Source organism: Breznakibacter xylanolyticus (genome assembly GCF_003254275.1).
GTDB lineage: Bacteria > Bacteroidota > Bacteroidia > Bacteroidales > Marinilabiliaceae > Breznakibacter > Breznakibacter xylanolyticus.
On sequence record NZ_QKZK01000014.1, the window covers coordinates 78074 to 94090 of the forward strand.

Sequence of the window (16017 nt, forward strand, 5' to 3'; positions counted from 1 at the left end):
TTGACTTTGGAGACACCCTCCTTTTGTTGATGGGAGTAATCAGGGTCAGATGATCATGCCGGCGGCCACCGTTTCGTTGGTGCCTTCATCGACCAAAATGATGCTGCCGGTTTCGCGATTCATTTGGTACGAATCAAAAAAGAGCGGCTTGGTGGTGCGGATGGCGATGCGGGCAATGTCGTTCATGCCCACTTCTTTGTCGTCGCTGTTTTCTTTCATGGTGTTGATGTTCACCTTAAATACCACCTCTTTAATCATGCATTTGGCTTCGGCCGATGTGTGTCGGATGATGTATTTGCCGCGTGGTACCAGTTTGCGTTCGTTGAACCAGCAAATCATCATGTCAATGTCCTGGTTTACCTGGGGGTGGTCGAGTTCTTTCACCAGCATATCGCCGCGGCTAATGTCGATGTCGTCGTTCAGCGTGATGGTGACCGACTGAGGAGCAGAGGCTTCCTGCAGCGTTTCTTTGTAGAAGTCGATGGTTTTGACGGTTGATGAAAAGCCCGAGGGGAGCACGGTCACCTTGTCGCCCACTTTAACGGATCCACTGACCACGCGTCCGGCATAGCCGCGATAGTCGTGCCAGTCCTTGGCCTGAGGGCGCACCACGTATTGTACCGGGAAACGGAAGTTTTGGTGGTTGATGTCGTCCGAGATGTAAATGTTTTCGAGCAGGCTCATAAGGGTGGGGCCGGGGTACCAGGGCATGTTTTGTGAGGCATCGACCACATTGTCGCCCAGCAGCGCGCTGATGGGCACGTAGCGAATGTCTTTGACCGGCAGCGAGGCGGTTTTGGTTTTCAAATCTTTTTGGATGGCATCAAAGGTGGCTTGCGAAAAATCGACCAGGTCCATTTTGTTGACGCAAACAATGATGTGCGGGATTTGCAGAAGCGATGCAATGTAGGCATGGCGCAAGGTCTGTTCGAGCACACCTTGGCGGGCATCTACCAAAATGAGAGCCACGTTGGCCGTGCTGGCGCCGGTGACCATGTTGCGGGTGTATTGGATGTGTCCCGGGGTGTCGGCGATGATGAATTTGCGTTTGGGCGTTGCAAAATAGCGGTAGGCCACGTCGATGGTGATGCCTTGTTCGCGTTCGGCGCGCAGGCCGTCGGTGAGCAGCGCCAGGTTCACTTCTTCGTTGCCAATGCGTTCGCTGGCACGTTCGATGGCTTCGAGCTGGTCGTCGAAAATGGCTTTGCTGTCGTACAGCAGGCGGCCAATGAGGGTGCTCTTGCCGTCATCCACGCTGCCGGCAGTGGTAAACCGCAGCAGCTCCATATCTAAATATCCTGATTGTTTTCCGTTCATTTCTTTCGTTTCTGGTTTAAAGTTTCTGGTTTAAAGTTTCTGGTTGTCATAACCCGAAACATTTAACCCGAGACCCGCAACAATATTAAAAATATCCCTCTCGTTTTCTGTCTTCCATGGCCGATTCGGAGCGTTTGTCGTCGGCACGACCGCCGCGTTCGGTGACGCGCGATGAGGCCACTTCGTGGATGATGTCCTCCAGGGAGTTGGCCGTCGACAGGGTGAGTCCCGTGCAGGTGACGTCGCCAATGGTGCGGCAGCGCACGTCGCGTATTTCGGGCACTTCGGAGTCTTTGAGTTTCATGTAGGGAGCCGTGGCCATCCACACCCCGTCGCGGTTAAATACCTCGCGCTTGTGGGTGAAGTAGAGGTTGGGCAGGGCAATGTTCTCGAGCAGGATGTATTGCCACACGTCCATTTCGGTCCAGTTGCTGATGGGGAACACGCGGAAGTGCTCACCCATGTGCTTGCGACCGTTAAAGAGGTTCCATAGTTCGGGTCGTTGGTTTTTGGGATCCCATTGGCCAAACTCGTCGCGGTGGGAGAAGAAACGCTCCTTGGCACGGGCTTTTTCCTCATCGCGGCGGCCACCGCCCATGGCTGCATCTACCTTGAGTTCTTCCAGAGCATCGAGCAGGGTTACAGTTTGCAGCTTGTTGCGGCTGGCGTTGTACCCTTTTTCTTCGGTGGCGCGGCCCTTGTCGATGGAGTCCTGCACGTAGCGTACAATGCACTTGCCGCCGGTTTCCTGCATGAGCCAGTCGCGAAAGTCGAGCGTCTCCTGAAAGTTATGCCCGGTGTCGATGTGCAGGAGCGGGAAGGGCACTTTGGCCGGATAAAAGGCTTTGAGCGCCAGGTGGTACATCACGATGCTGTCTTTGCCGCCCGAAAAGAGCATCGCGGGACGTTCGAACTGGGCAGCGACTTCGCGCAGCACAAAGATGGATTCGGCTTCCAGTTCGCGAAGATGATTGATTTGTTGCTTCATGCCAAAATGTTTGTGTGGAAGCACTTGGCAGTGATGAAGGCCGCAAAGTGCTTTTCTCGTTTTGATCTGTTTTTTATCTCTGTTACCCGTTGAAATGGGATGTTTTGCAACATCCAATCTTTTTGTCTTTTATTGGGGTATTTGTTGTAACACTTTTGTGATAAAAGATGTTGCAGGTAATTTCTGCTGAAAAGGTAGGTTATTGTCGTTAAGCCGCGCCGATTCAACGGGGTGGGCGGGTCGTTATCGTGCTTCAAAATGACCCGCCAGGCTTTGTCAACGCAGGCAAAAATAGCGATTAAAGGCGAATGAGAAAATTTAAGCGCCTTAGTTATTCATATCTGAATGGGATGGAATGCGGGAATTGCCACGCGTGTGGGATGCGGTGCGTGATATCTTGAAAAAAGCTGATGCCGTGTGCTGACAAAAATTCTACATTTGCAGGAACAAACACAAACGACACATACAAATGATTCAAGAAGCGGTAAGAGAAATTTTTCGACGGGAGGCGGAGGCCATTGCCAACATCCCCATCACCGATGCTTTTGAGAAGGCGGTGGAACTGATTCGCGTGCACGTGCACGAACGCCGTGGCAAGCTCATCACCACAGGCATGGGCAAAGCCGGGCAAATAGCCCTGAATATGGCCACCACGTTCAGTTCAACGGGGACGGCTGCCGTCTACCTTCACCCGAGTGAGGCACAGCACGGCGACCTGGGGGTGGTGCAGGACGATGATGTGATGCTGATGATCTCCAACTCGGGCAAGACGCGCGAAATCATCGAGCTCATCGACCTGGTTCGTCGCCTGGTGCCGTCTATTCCCCTGATTGTGATTACCGGTAATGGCGAGTCGGAGCTGGCACAAGCCTCCGATGCCTGCCTGCTCACGGGCAACCCCAAGGAGGTGTGCGCACTGGGGCTCACACCCACCACATCCACCACCGTGATGACGGTGATTGGCGATGCTCTGGTGGTGACGCTCATGCGTCGCATCAACTTCTCAAATGCCGATTATGCCAAACGTCATCATGGCGGTTACCTGGGCGATAAGTCGAGGAAGCAGGCGGGGATGTGAGGTGAGGGAGAGTAGAGTTTAGAAGTGGAGGAGTGTAAAAGTGCAATAGAAAAAAAGTAAGAATAATAATTATGGCCTTTGAAGCCTCCCCTTTGGGGAGGATGGAGGGGCTTTAAAATCATCATACCATGCGATTATTAAAGGATTCGTCCATCGCCATTGTGGTGGACATGCAGGAGCGTCTTTTTCCGGTGATTCATGAGAATGGGGAGCTGGAACGTCAGATGCAGATATTGGTGCAGGGACTCAGACTGCTTGGGGTGCCAATGGTGGTGACCGAGCAGTACGTGAAGGGCTTGGGACCGACCATTGCCTCCATCGAAGCGTTGGTGAGCGATTGTCAGCACATCGAAAAGATGGCGTTCAGTTGCTGCGACGAGCCGGCTTTTGCCGAAATGTTGGCCACTTCACAGCGCAACACCGTGATATTGGCGGGCATTGAGTCGCACATCTGTTTGATGCAGACGGCCATCGACCTGAAGGCATCGGGTTACGTGCCCGTGGTGGTTGAAGATTGCGTGTCGTCGCGTTCGGCCAACAACAAACGCATTGCCATGAACCGACTGCGCCAGGAGGGGGTGGTGGTGACTTCGTGCGAGTCGTTGCTGTTTGAATTGTGCCGTGTGGCCGGGGGGGATGCCTTTAAAGGGATTTCTAAATTGGTGAAGTGATTTTTTGTTAATTGAATGTTTGGGGTTTCATGCCTCTGGCTGAACCCCAACCTCTAACCCCTAAACCCCAATCGATGCTCCATCCATCTACCGAACTTCGTTTTGTGAATGACCTGATTGGTCACGGCGTATTTGCCACTGATTTGATTCCCAAGGGAACCATCACCTGGGTGCGTGATGCCATGGATCGTGAGCTGACGCCCGACCAGATGGATGCGCTACCGGCCATGGTGCGCGAGGCGTTGCTCACTTATTCGTACCGCAACCACAAGGGGCATTATATCTTTTGCTGGGATTACACCCGTTTTATCAATCATAGCTTTCGAGCCAACTGCATGCCCACGCCTTATGGTTTCGAGATTGCCGTGCGCCACATTCAGCCCGGCGACCAACTTACCAACGACTACGGAACCCTCAATATCATCGAGCCTTTTGAACCGTTTGATGAAGGCACCGACCGCAAAGTGGTTTATCCCGACGATTTGGCCACGTACCATCCCGAGTGGGATGTACTCATTGATGAGGCCATTGCCCTGGTGAATGGGGTGAAGCAACCTTTACAGTCTGTTTTTTCTACCAACGATTGGGCACAGGTGCAACGACTGGGTGCCGGACATGAAAGGGTGCGCTCGTTGAGAGAGTGTTGGTGTGTCATATCATAAACCCCGAAGGTCTTGAAGACCTTCGGGGTTTGAGTGTAACACTGAATTTTTAAAATAATCGGTTGATCAACTCTTGTTTAGAGAGACCTAAATGATTTGCCACATCAGATAGAATGGCATTGAGTGTTCCAATCTTTAATGGTGTGTGATTTGGGATGGTAATGTGGTGTTGACCATTAATGTCGGATGTGAGTCGGATGTGACTTCCTGTTTGTCGGGTTGGGTTGTAATTGAATTGCCGCAACGCTTTGGTTAGTTGTGCCGCATCTATGTCCCTGGGGAGTTTCATAAAGCAAAAGTCTCTTCCCTCGTCAAGTGCAGGTGGATAAGTTTGGGTAAATCCTTTTCATCAAAATGGCATTTCACCGCATCAATGATGTTGGCTTTTAGTTCATCAATGGTGTTTCCTTCGGTGAAGATCGAATGGTTTACTGCTTTGGCAACGAAACCCCCTTCTTCTGATTCTTCTGCTATGAAAACTAATTCGTTCATTTGTTTGTAATTGAGTCCCTTCATCTCCCAAGAGAGATTGTGGGTGTTTTGTCTTTAATTACTTCTTTAACAGTACTTTATCATCTTTTGTGCTTTTCTCAGTCATCATTCTTGCAGCTCGTTGCGTTTTTTTACCGTTTAGACAAAGTTACAACACCCTTTGAGATTAAACAACGCATTCATGTTATAAACCCCGAAGGTCTTGAAGACCTTCGGGGTTTGAAGAAATTTATCGAATCACCATTTTGATGGTTTTGTCATTCCATTGCACCAGGTAGATGCCTCTTTTCATGTTTTGGGTGCTGATGTTTTTCTCTCCATTAATTTGTTCAGTCATGATGATTCGCCCCGTGAGATCGGTGAGTGTGACGGGGCCATCCACGTTGTGCAGACGGATGGTTTGGGTGTCGTTGCAATAGTCGATGTGCCATGCCGGCGATGCTTCAGTTGCTGCGTTGTCGGTTGATTCACCGGGGGCTTGCGTCACGGTGATGGTGCGCATCAGTTCGCCCGACGTGGTGATGAGTGTGAGTGTGACGGTTCGTTCCTCGTGGGTGGGGTTGACGGGCGCCGATACGCTGATGCTTCCTTCCGACGATTTCATCACCCATATTCTCAGCCACTCCTGTTCCGGGGGTGTCAATTGCCAATCGGTGTTAGAAGTGATTTGAATGGTTTGGCTGCCGCCATCGGCATCAAAGACGATGCTGGGGTGTGACACTTCCAGGGTGGCCGGACTGCCGGTCTGCATGATTGAGAGCGCTACCTGGTGATCGTCATCTACCATGATGGTGACGGTGGTTTGGCGATCCTCTGTTGACGGGTTGTTTAATGTCGACAGAATTAGAGTCCCATTTCCGCTGCCTGCTTGCGGGCTCAGGCTGAGCCAGTCGGCAGTGGTGTGTGCCACCCAGTCGGCGTTGCACATGATGTCAATGGTTTGGTTGTCTTCCTCAGCGTTTAGGGTGAGCGAAGTTGTTGTGCTCGAAAGAATAATGGCGGCAGCTTCCTGTGTGATAACGACGGTTTGTGGCATCACCCCGTTGGCCAGGATGGTGCAGGAGGCCGTGCGTGATTGCGCCAGCGGGTTGGCCAGGTGGGTCAGCATGAGGGTGGCGTTGCCCGTTCCGTTTTCGGTGTCGGGCGTGAGCCACGGGGCATCCGATGTGAGCGTCCACGGGGTGTTTGAAGTGATGACCAGTGATGCTGTGCCCGCACTTGAGGGGAGGGAAAGCGTTTGTGGCGAGATGGAGAAGATGACCCCTTGTGCATTTTGGGTGATGATGACTTGCACAGGGGTAATGTCCGGTGCGGTAAAGGTGATGACACCCGACCGTTCCTCGGGTGCAGTGTTCGCCGTGGTTGTGATCGTTGCGATGCCGTTTTGGTCACCAGTGGCAGGGGTGATGCTCATCCATGGGGTTGCGGTGGCGGCCATCCAGTTGGTGTTTGAGGTAATGAGCAGCGATGTGGTTCCCCCTTCGGCCGGGAGATTAGCTGTTGGCGGCTGCACCATCAACGTGGGGGTTGCTCCCTGTTGGGTGATGACGATGGACTGATCTGCCACCCCGTCGGCAGTGACGGTGATGGTGCCGCTGCGTTGGCTCACGCCCGGGTTGTCGGTGGCCGTGATCGTGAAGGAACTAGTGCCGTTGCCTGAGTTCGCATCTGCATGCAGCCATTCTTCGTCCGAGGCAACGCTCCACGTCGTGTTCGACACCACGTTGATCGTGCTTTGCCCGCCGATGCTTTCCAGCAGGTTGGTGGTGGTTGCGATGGCAAGGGTGGGTGCGCCCGCCAGTTGGGTCACCACAATGTTTTTAGACGCCACACCCGATGCCTGCAGGGTGATGGTGACGCTCCGCAGGATGGTGAGCGGGTTGGCGGCCGCGCTGATGGTGAGCGTGGTGTTTTCGTTGCCCGACGATGGAGACAGCGAAAGCCAGTCGGCCGGGATGCTCGACGCCCAAGCTGTGTTGGCCGTCAGTTCAATCGGTGCTGTGCCGCCCTCGCCCTCAATGGTGACCGTGTTGCTGCTGACGGATAGTATGGGAGTGATGAACGAGGTGGTGGCGCCGTAAGCCGTTCCGGTGCTGTTGGTGGCATAAGCTCGCACGTGGTAGGTGGTGCCCGCCACCAGTTGGTCAATGGGCGACGCATAATCGCCCGTGGCGGTGGTCGCGTCCATGTCGATGCGGCTGTCGGTCAGCGTGGGTTCCGGGTTGGTAGTGCTGAAGCAGAATCCCCGGACCACGCTGTTGGGTTGTCCGGTGGCGGTGAGCGTGCCGCGGAGCATGGCCGATGTTTCGGTCACGTTGATGGCTGCGAGGGTAACCACCGTGGGAGGGCTGTCGGGTGTCAGGGTGCTTATTCGATCCACAAGGGCTTCCCATCCTTTGCGGGTCACCCCGTTGTCGGAAGTAAAGACGATTGTCAGCGCACCATCGTCATTGGATGCGGTGATGCTTTTGAGTATGTCGGGCACTTTGCCGTCGTCCTGTGCCACGTTGGCCATGAGTGCTGACGGGTTGGCTGTGGCGCTGTTGTAAATACTGATGAAGTCGTAGTTGGCCTCGGTGGCCAGCATGGTAAAACGAATGCGCACCGCATGGCCGGCCTTGTCGGGGCGCAGGGTGAGCGTGTAATTGGTTGCGTTGGAGTAGTTGAAGTTGATGCCCCCTTCGTCAAAAAAGAGGAATTCCCGGTTGTCGATGGTCGCGGTGGCGTTGCCCATTTTGATTTGCGGCATCGGGGCGATGGCGGTGAAGGAGGTGGCATTGTCGGCCGGGTTGAGGTCGGCCGGGTAGTCGATGGTGGCTTTCACCTGCATGGGGTTGGCAAACAGGATGGATGCCGCCACAGAGTCAATGATGCCCGGTTCGATGTCTTTGCCGGCCACCTTGGCCAGTTCGGTGCCATCGGGGGCGGTGAACAAGATGTTGTAGTCGGCGCCTTTGACGGGCGAAGTGCTGTAGTTGCGCAGTTTCAGGTACACGGCGATGGCCTCATCGTTGGGAGGCGTGGTGCTGAGGGGGCGCAGCGACAGTGCCTTGAGATCGTTGGTGTGCAGCGTGATTTGCGACACGGTGGCATTCCATCCCAAATGAGGGTAGAAGGTGTTGGTGGTGTACACGCAAGTGAGTGCCCCGTCGGGGTTGGTGGCAATCACCTCTTTTTGGTCGTTGGTGATGCTGATGTAGTATTGGGCAATGAGTTTGGCGGGGTCGGTTTCCTTGCCGTTGTATATCTTCATGATGTCGTACACGCAGAAAGTCTGAAAGAAGTCGAAGTTAAGTCGTATTTTCTTTGTGGGGTCGGCCGGGATGAAGGTCGTTTTGTGGGTGGTGCCGTTGGGGTAGCAAAACCATTCGCCACCGGCATCGGTGTATTTCACGGGAGCATCTACCGTAACATTGCCCTCGAGCACGGGGGTGGGGGCATAGCCGGTGTAGGGCGAGCTGTTGCTGCCACTCAAAGCCAGCACGTATAGTTTGCTGCCAATGTCGGACTTGGAGAAGCGCACCGACACGATGTTTTTGTTTTTGGCCGTATCGGGAATGGCCAGCAGATAGTCGAACAGGTTATAATCGTCGGCCGTGCCCAGGTATTGGTCGGTGGTGGGATTGAGGGCCCCGCACCCCTTGAGCGCCGGGTTTGAGGTGTTGTTCCATGCCTTGGTGTTGAAGTTGTAGAACAGGCGTGTTTGGTCGGCAAAGTTCACCTCTACACACACCGACGAGGGGTAGTTGTTGGTCATCAACAGAGCCAGCGTGGCATAGGGCGTGGGCGTGTTGAACCGGAAGGTCTCGTGGTCGTTGTCCAGACCCACCAGCAGTACGTTGGGCTGACTGTAATCGCGCAGTTGAAAGCTGATTTCGGGGCGATAGGTGCTTACGATGACCCCGTCCATGGGCAGTCCCAGCGGAGGGGCGATGGGGTTGAGGGTGCTCTGAAAGTCTTTGGCATAAAAGCAGACGCCGGGCATCAGCGGTTGGGTGATGGAGGATGCCCCGGTGCCGGAGCTGTTGGCAATGGCGTCGTAGTTGAAGCCACTCCCCGCGATGGGGGTAAACGATTGTGCGTTGCCTGTCAGGTAAATGGATACGAAACAAAGCAACAGGATGCTGAGCGTTTTCATATAGGGTGGTTTTGGGGTGTCAGTTTAAGCCCCCTAATCCCCCGAAGGGGGACTGTGGGATTGCTTCTTTAGCCGTTCTTTTGCACTTTCTCACTCTTGTACTTTTGCACTTCTTCCAATGGCACGTTTCATTTGTTGTTGGCGTCGATACAAAGTGCAAGTTAAGGGGGGATGCCTGCGGGGTCAATGCTGTTTGAAGCTCGCTGAAAGCATCCGGTCATCATTTGCTGTCGGTTGGTTGTCGAATTGTGTAGTTTGCTCCCCAATTCTCATGCGTTGATTGCTTTCTGATATTTTTGATGAATGCTGCTTTTGTGGAGGTGGGGGAGGGGGGAGAGTTTAGGAGTGGAAGAGTGGAGGAGTTTAAGAGTTTAGGAGTGGAAGAGTGCAGAAGTGTGATGCGAAAAAATCAGACTACTATATAACTCTTTTACCGAGTGGCACTGAGGCTTCTTCTCCTCACTGGTTCTCATCTTATCTCACTGCAAATCAGCGTCAGTTCTTAGTTCATTAAGTAGAGGACGATGATTAAATGCTGAGTTATCTGCTTTCATATTTAAACGCAATCTATTAATCAAACCAACTCAGCGCCTTCGCGCCTCAGCGTTTATTTTGACTCGGTGAAACAATGAAAATGCAGAGGCATGGTGCTTTCTGTCAGCCTCTTTGGGGATTACTGCTTTCGCGTATCATAATGTCACAAGAAGCAATGTCCCGGATAAAGGATTGGAGCAACAAACGTCGTCAGTCCCGCCTGTGTGGTCTTGTCAAGCAATGTTGTGTTCCTTGCTAAATCGCAGCAGGCTTTTGTATGAGCCAAAGCCTGCCATCAATGCCAGTTCCTGCGGGGAGTAGCCCTGTTTTTCGGGCAGTGTTTGCAGACGTTCATATTCCTTGAGGCGGCACTGGTTGATGTAGCTACTGAAGTTGACCCCGTATTCGCTGTTGATGAAGGCCGAGAGGTAGGTGCGGTTGATGTTGAGTTCTGCTACCAGGTCGGTGATTTTCAGGTCGGCATTCAAATAAGGTCTTTGTGTTGCCATAAACTGGTCGAAGACTTCGCGCGTGAGCTGGTTTTTCTTGAGCTGCGGTGTATCGGTGTCGGTTGTGGCTGTTGGCGTGATGGCTGTTGATTTGTGGCTGTCGTTGACCTCTTTGTCGGTCATCAATACATATTTCTCCTTCACCACGTAATAGCAAAGGTAGGCATATTGAAAGGTGAACAGCAGGTAATAAGTGGGCATCACCGATGAGGTAATCACCGACAGTCGTTCGGTGAGCAGCAGTTTGAAGATGGGCATGGGGGTGAGGCCGGTGGTGAGTATCAGGTACACCGAGAGCCAGCGCAGATGCCCTTTCTCCTCGTTGGCCGAATAGTCGCGCACGCGCTTGCGGTAGTTGCGGAGGCGGTAAAACGACAGGCTCAGGTACACCACGCTGTAGAGCGTGCGTACCGGTATTTTGCTGTTGGATACCATGTAGAAGAGACGATAGTCCTCATTGGTGCATTTGCCCTTTGCTTTGATGATTTCGACCTGCCCCTCAAAAGGGGTGATGAACGATACCGCCAACAGAGCCAGGGTGAGGATTGCGGGCAGGTAATAGTGATAACGGGGAAATCGTTCGCCGGCATCTAAACGCGTGATGTGGAAGATGAAACCGTAAAAAAAGACCTGCACCATTGATAAGGCGAAAAACACCGGCGCATTGATGATGGCAAATATCTCGGGATAGAAAAAGTAAAACACCAGCGAGCCCCAGTTTACCACCGTGCAACACATCATGGCCAGCACGTTGCCTTTAACCGGCCACAGGCTTTTGGGCGAGTGACGCACATCGAGTACCAAAACAAGCAGTATGGCCAGTGTGCTGAAAATGGGTGCCAAAAGGATGGTCAGGGGCATCAGTTGTTCGGAGGTGAGCATATCCGGGAATATATAGTGGTGTCGACTGCCGAAATTACGGCTATCGTGGCGATCCGCCAAAATAATGGGGTGACGTTTTTTGATTTTTGCGTGTCGTGTGATTTAATGCTGAGTTTTAAAGAACCATAGAACTCACAGGGGGACAGCGTTTTTTTTGTTTATGATGTGAGATGGAGAACGTTTAAATCGGGTCACTCAGCCTCAACTCATCTTCTTTAGCGTGAGTTGCTAAGAACTGACACTGAGTTGCAGTGAGATCAAATGAGAACCGATGAGGCTAAGAAATCTCAGAGTCGCCTGCGGTTGCATCTGAAAAAGAAACTCAGCATCTCCGTGTCTTTAGGGTTTTCTTTAAAAATTAACTCAGCCTTTGCGTCTTTGCGTTTATTTTGCCTTTGTGTTTTTTTTAATCTTCTTCTTTTGCCCCATTCGTCAAAAAAAACGGCCGTTTGCCCAAATCGTCAATCGATTTTTACGATCTGTCCCGCCCTTTTGATCGCTTTTCCCCTCTTTTGCATCGCAAATAGCGTCGGGTGATGCTGTGTGGCCATTTTTTGTGCTTCGTGCCGGATGCCACCCGTCATCACCAAGACCCTGACTTTGGATGCCCCTCAACAATCTTTTTTTAGACGGTTGTTTGGGGGCATTGCTTTGAAACCTTATTTGACCACAACCTTTTTTTATGCGATCCATCGACCTCTCCGCACACGAGTGTTACCGACAGGGCGATTACGCCCGCGCGTGGGAACTTTGCTCTCAGGTGCTCAAGTCAACTCCCGGCGACGTGCCCGCCATGGCGCTCATGGGCATGCTGTGCCACAAGGCCGGGCGTTATGCCAAAGCCGAGCAATACCTGCGCGATTGTCTGCCGTTGCATCCGCATCCCCACATGGTGATGGCCGAACTGGCCGATGTGCTCATGGCACAACAGCGCTACTCCGAAGCCGACGAGTTGCTTTGCCGTGCTGCCTCCCTCAATGCCCGTTTCGAGAAACTGTGGCTTCGCAAAGCCAAACTTCTCAAACTGCAAGGCGACATATCCGGTGCCGAAATGGCGCTGCGTCAACTCATTCAACTCGATCCTCGGTCGGCTGCCGCATTCAATAACCTGGGCAACATCCTTGTGGACGATGACCGGTGGGCCGAGGCCATGCTTATGTATCAAAAGGCCGTGGCGCTGAACCCGCAACTGGGGGCTGCCCACAAAAGCATTGGCCTCATCGAGCTTCAATCGGGCAATCAACGCCAGGCTATGGAGGCTCTGGTGGCTGCCCATCGCCTGATGCCGGCCGATGTGTCGGTGCTCAGGGGGTTGGGGCGTTTGTTTGAGGGCAGGCACCTTTGGGACAAGGCCAACGAGGTGTATGCGCAGATACAAACCCTGGAGCCCGATAACCATGAACTGCTTATGTTGCAGGGTATCAATCATGTGCGCATGGGGAATGTTGAGCAGGCGGCTGCCTGTTTTGACACGGTGTGGATGCGCCATCCTCTTTATGCCGAAGCCTTTTTCCGTTTGGCACGCTGCAAGGCCGAGCTGGCCGATTGGAGCTATTGGGACGATACCCGAAGTCAACTCATCACATTGCTGGAACGCAGTCTGCACACCGACGGCCCCTTTGCCTGTGCCCCCATCGATTTGCACTATTACCATGTGCCCGACGAGTTGCAGTACAGGGTGATGCACCGACTGGCTTCGCAGCACGTGTTTCGCAATCGTGTGGCGTTCGATTTCTCGGGTCGCCGTCACTCCCGCATTCGCCTGGGCTACCTCTCGCCCGATTTCCGTGCCCACGCTTTGGGCATGAGCGTGTACAAGATGTTTGGCTGTCACGATCGTTCGCGCTTCGAAGTGTACCTCTTTTCGCAGCACATCCCCGACGAAAACGACCCCTTTCATCGCGAAATGAAGCAGTCGGCCGATCATTTTGTCGATTTGCGCGGGATGGACGCCATGGCCTCGGCCCGCATCATTCATGGTCACGAAATTGACATTCTCATCGACTTTGGGGGCTACAGCATGCACGCTAAGCCCGCTATCCTTGCCCTCAAACCGGCCCCCGTGCAGGTGATGATGTTTGGTCAGCCCGACACCACCGCCATCCCGCAGGTCGATTATTTTGTGGCCGATGATAACCTCATTGACACCGACAATCGCAAGTATTACAGCGAAAAAATTATCTACCTGCCCCACGGCTTCATCTGTTCGCCCATCGAACCGGCTTCCACCGGACTCACCCGTCGGCAGTTGGGCATTCCCGACGATGCCTTTGTGTTCTGTTCGTTTTGCAGTCCCTATAAATACGAGCCCACCATGTTTACCCTCTGGATGCGCCTGCTGACCCAAGTGCCCGGCAGTGTGCTCTGGCTCATGTCCAACGGCAATGCCCGTTACGAGCAGAACATCGTGGCCGAGGCTGCCCGGCATGGTGTGGAGGCCGCGCGCATCCTGTTTGCCCAACCCCTGCCCATTCACTTGCATCTGGAGCGCATGCGGATGGCCGATCTCTTTCTCGACACGCGGTGTTACTCGTCGTGTTCCAGCGGCTCCCATGCCCTGATGGCCGGCGTGCCCCTGGTGACCCTGCGGGGGCAGTCACATGCCTCGCGTCAGGGAGCCACCGTGTGCCGCGCAGCCGGCCTGCACGACACCATCTGCTACTCGATCGGGCAATACTACCAAAAGGCGTTGGAGCTGGCCACCCATCCCCAAAAGCTCGCCGACCTCAAGGCACGCCTCGACAGGCGGCGCCACCCCATTGCCCATTTCGATGTGCCCCTTAACGTGCGTGCCATCGAACAGGCCTGGCTCACCATTTGGGAGCGCCATGTCGCAGGCAACGAGACTGCTGATGTGGTGGTGGAGGGAGGGGTATGATGTCTCAATATCTTCTTATCAGCCCATGCCTTAACTATGTGGCTGCTTCCATAGGTTCTCCTCGGCTTGCGTCCTGATACTCACATCTTGAGACTTGCGTCTTGCTACTTACATCTTACATCTTGCGTCTTGATACTTGATACTAATATTTCAATTTAAAACAATGAAAAAACAATTTTTACCCCTTTCACCTGCTTTTTGCCAATATTTTGGTTCGGTTGTGAAGTATCGCAACCTGTTGCAACATGTGCATGCGTTGATGCGCAACGGCGTGTTTCCATCGCTCACCACCGCCCGTCAGATGCGCCTGAAGGCCAGTCTGCAACGCCTCTATGCCCGTGTGGCCGCCTTTAACCCCTCTCTGGCGGTGAAGATGGCTGGCGCAACGGCCTGCCTGGCTCTGGTGGCCGGTCAGGCGAAAGCCCAGATGCCTCGCTTCGAGAAGTGGGCCGACGGACAAAGCCCCATCGCATTTACCCAATTGACAGGGCTGTATAATGATCCCGATAACTATTATCGCATCCTCGACGGCGTGTTGGTGGATATGGATGGTGATGGCGACCTGGATGCCGCACTCGTTGCCACCAATCAGTATGGGACATCCATTGTGTATTTCGAAAATGTGAATGGCACTTTTAGGGAGAACGACGAGAAGAACCCTTTTGTCGGTGTGGACAATGATGGATTGACGAGTCTGGATATCCGGGACTTTGATGGCGATGGTCAACTCGATTTGGTCACCACTAATAAAAAGTCAGGCTGTTTTATGTCCCATTATGAGTGGGATGCCGATGCTCAAAAGTATGTTGATGATGGCTCTTGGTCTCAGTCTACTGCATTTGTCGATTATACCTATTTAGCCGCCAAGTTCATGGATGTGAATAGCGATGGGTTGGACGATTTGGTGACCTATAGCATTTACTATAATTCAGCCATTCACACGGCCACTTTGTATCAGGCAGACGACCATTCCTTTGGTGAACCGGTTGCCAATGTTCCCATCGGTGACGTCTTATCCGGTTTTTCTCCCAATTCGCAACTGGCCGTGGCCGACATGGATGCAGATGGTGACGAAGACCTGTTTCTCTTTTTCCCCGGATTTGAGGATAAAGATTTAGATGTGGAAGATGTGATTTATGTTCGCAACGATGGCAATGGCGTGTTTACGCGGTTGACTGATGCCGCGGACCTGCCTCTCCCGGCCTTAGAGGGTTTGTCGAAACTCTCGTCAACGTTGCTGGCTGACCTCAATGGCGATGGCGCCATCGACATCTTTCAGCCCGGGGATCTATATTCTGCCTTAGGAACCAATCAATCCGCCTGGAAGAACCTGAAAGCCTCACAGACCATCACCTTCAACGTCCCGGAGGGGAAAACCACTGCCAGTGAGCCCTTCGCCCTGCAGGCAGTCTCGTCTGCCGACCTGGCGGTGACTTACACCAGCTCTAATGAGGCTGTGGCCACCATCACGGGTAACACGGTGACCATCGTGGGCGTGGGTGAAACAGTCATCACCGCATCACAAGTCGGGAACAAACAGTTTGCAGCCGCCGAACCGGTGTTACAGACGCTTGCCGTGGCCAAGGCGACCGGCATCAAAACCCTCAATAGCGGCGACATCAACATTTATCACGATCCCGCCACCGGCCTGGTGACCGTTGAAATGCTTTCAATAAACGACAACCCCATGCAATACAATGTCTATCAGCTGAGCGGTAGAAAAGTGCTGTCGGGCAAAATCGTGAATGATACTTGGCAAATCAATATGGGCAACCAAGCCAAAGGCACCTATTGTATCGAACTGCTCTCGGAGACTGATAGATATGTGTTTAAAGTGTTGGTGCAATAAGCTTATTTGTCAGGCTGTT

General features: G+C 53.1%; 11 protein-coding genes. 5 read left to right on the forward strand and 6 right to left on the reverse strand.

Features of this window, described 5'->3' with window-relative positions; genetic code table 11:
- Positions 1-45 precede the first annotated feature (45 nt).
- Complete coding sequence (locus LX69_RS09940; protein WP_170124322.1) at positions 46-1317, reverse strand: sulfate adenylyltransferase subunit 1; 1272 nt, start codon at positions 1315-1317, stop codon at positions 46-48.
- 85 nt (positions 1318-1402) lie between these two features.
- Entirely contained in the window at positions 1403-2305 is a 903-nt protein-coding gene (gene cysD / locus LX69_RS09945) for a sulfate adenylyltransferase subunit CysD (protein WP_111445882.1), read from the reverse strand.
- Positions 2306-2774: 469 nt separating this feature from the next.
- On the opposite strand from cysD, the gene LX69_RS09950 reads away from it, so the two are divergent.
- The 3 genes from LX69_RS09950 to LX69_RS09960 all read left to right on the forward strand — a co-directional run bounded on the left by LX69_RS09950 (position 2775) and on the right by LX69_RS09960 (position 4716).
- A complete protein-coding gene (locus LX69_RS09950; protein ID WP_111445883.1) occupies positions 2775-3383 on the forward strand; it encodes an SIS domain-containing protein in 609 nt (202 codons plus the stop codon).
- Between the two features lie 128 nt (positions 3384-3511).
- Complete coding sequence (locus tag LX69_RS09955) at positions 3512-4054, forward strand: hydrolase (RefSeq protein WP_111445884.1); 543 nt, start codon at positions 3512-3514, stop codon at positions 4052-4054.
- A gap of 74 nt (positions 4055-4128) precedes the next feature.
- Positions 4129-4716 carry an SET domain-containing protein gene (locus LX69_RS09960; RefSeq protein WP_111445885.1) on the forward strand — a complete coding sequence of 196 codons (588 nt, stop codon included), beginning with the start codon at positions 4129-4131 and terminating at the stop codon, positions 4714-4716.
- A gap of 49 nt (positions 4717-4765) precedes the next feature.
- Here the strand turns inward: LX69_RS09960 and LX69_RS09965 are convergent, their stop codons facing one another.
- The 4 genes from LX69_RS09965 to LX69_RS09980 all read right to left on the reverse strand — a co-directional run bounded on the left by LX69_RS09965 (position 4766) and on the right by LX69_RS09980 (position 11271).
- Positions 4766-5005 carry a type II toxin-antitoxin system HicA family toxin gene (locus LX69_RS09965; RefSeq protein ID WP_111445886.1) on the reverse strand — a complete coding sequence of 80 codons (240 nt, stop codon included), beginning with the start codon at positions 5003-5005 and terminating at the stop codon, positions 4766-4768.
- On the reverse strand, positions 5002-5208 hold the full coding sequence (locus LX69_RS09970) for a 2-oxoisovalerate dehydrogenase (protein ID WP_111445899.1): 207 nt from the start codon (positions 5206-5208) through the stop codon (positions 5002-5004). The genes LX69_RS09965 and LX69_RS09970 overlap by 4 nt, the downstream gene beginning before the upstream one ends.
- 229 nt (positions 5209-5437) lie before the next feature.
- Positions 5438-9346: a BACON domain-containing protein gene (locus LX69_RS09975; protein WP_111445887.1), complete on the reverse strand. Its 3909-nt coding sequence runs from the start codon at positions 9344-9346 to the stop codon at positions 5438-5440.
- A gap of 767 nt (positions 9347-10113) precedes the next feature.
- Complete coding sequence (locus LX69_RS09980) at positions 10114-11271, reverse strand: helix-turn-helix domain-containing protein (RefSeq protein ID WP_111445888.1); 1158 nt, start codon at positions 11269-11271, stop codon at positions 10114-10116.
- Between the two features lie 682 nt (positions 11272-11953).
- Here LX69_RS09980 and LX69_RS09990 point away from each other — a divergent pair.
- Together LX69_RS09990 and LX69_RS09995 are read left to right on the forward strand one after the other, a co-directional pair.
- Positions 11954-14149 carry a tetratricopeptide repeat protein gene (locus LX69_RS09990; protein WP_111445890.1) on the forward strand — a complete coding sequence of 732 codons (2196 nt, stop codon included), beginning with the start codon at positions 11954-11956 and terminating at the stop codon, positions 14147-14149.
- Between the two features lie 163 nt (positions 14150-14312).
- Complete coding sequence (locus LX69_RS09995) at positions 14313-15998, forward strand: FG-GAP-like repeat-containing protein (RefSeq protein ID WP_111445891.1); 1686 nt, start codon at positions 14313-14315, stop codon at positions 15996-15998.
- The last annotated feature ends 19 nt before the right edge of the window (positions 15999-16017 follow it).

Coding starts and splice junctions, on each gene's coding strand:
- LX69_RS09940 (WP_170124322.1), bottom strand. CDS start 1,317: ATGAACGGAAAACAATCAGGATATTTAGATATGGAGCTGCTGCGGTTT.
- cysD (WP_111445882.1), bottom strand. CDS start 2,305: ATGAAGCAACAAATCAATCATCTTCGCGAACTGGAAGCCGAATCCATC.
- LX69_RS09950 (WP_111445883.1), top strand. CDS start 2,775: ATGATTCAAGAAGCGGTAAGAGAAATTTTTCGACGGGAGGCGGAGGCC.
- LX69_RS09955 (WP_111445884.1), top strand. CDS start 3,512: ATGCGATTATTAAAGGATTCGTCCATCGCCATTGTGGTGGACATGCAG.
- LX69_RS09960 (WP_111445885.1), top strand. CDS start 4,129: ATGCTCCATCCATCTACCGAACTTCGTTTTGTGAATGACCTGATTGGT.
- LX69_RS09965 (WP_111445886.1), bottom strand. CDS start 5,005: ATGAAACTCCCCAGGGACATAGATGCGGCACAACTAACCAAAGCGTTG.
- LX69_RS09970 (WP_111445899.1), bottom strand. CDS start 5,208: ATGAACGAATTAGTTTTCATAGCAGAAGAATCAGAAGAAGGGGGTTTC.
- LX69_RS09975 (WP_111445887.1), bottom strand. CDS start 9,346: ATGAAAACGCTCAGCATCCTGTTGCTTTGTTTCGTATCCATTTACCTG.
- LX69_RS09980 (WP_111445888.1), bottom strand. CDS start 11,271: ATGCTCACCTCCGAACAACTGATGCCCCTGACCATCCTTTTGGCACCC.
- LX69_RS09990 (WP_111445890.1), top strand. CDS start 11,954: ATGCGATCCATCGACCTCTCCGCACACGAGTGTTACCGACAGGGCGAT.
- LX69_RS09995 (WP_111445891.1), top strand. CDS start 14,313: ATGAAAAAACAATTTTTACCCCTTTCACCTGCTTTTTGCCAATATTTT.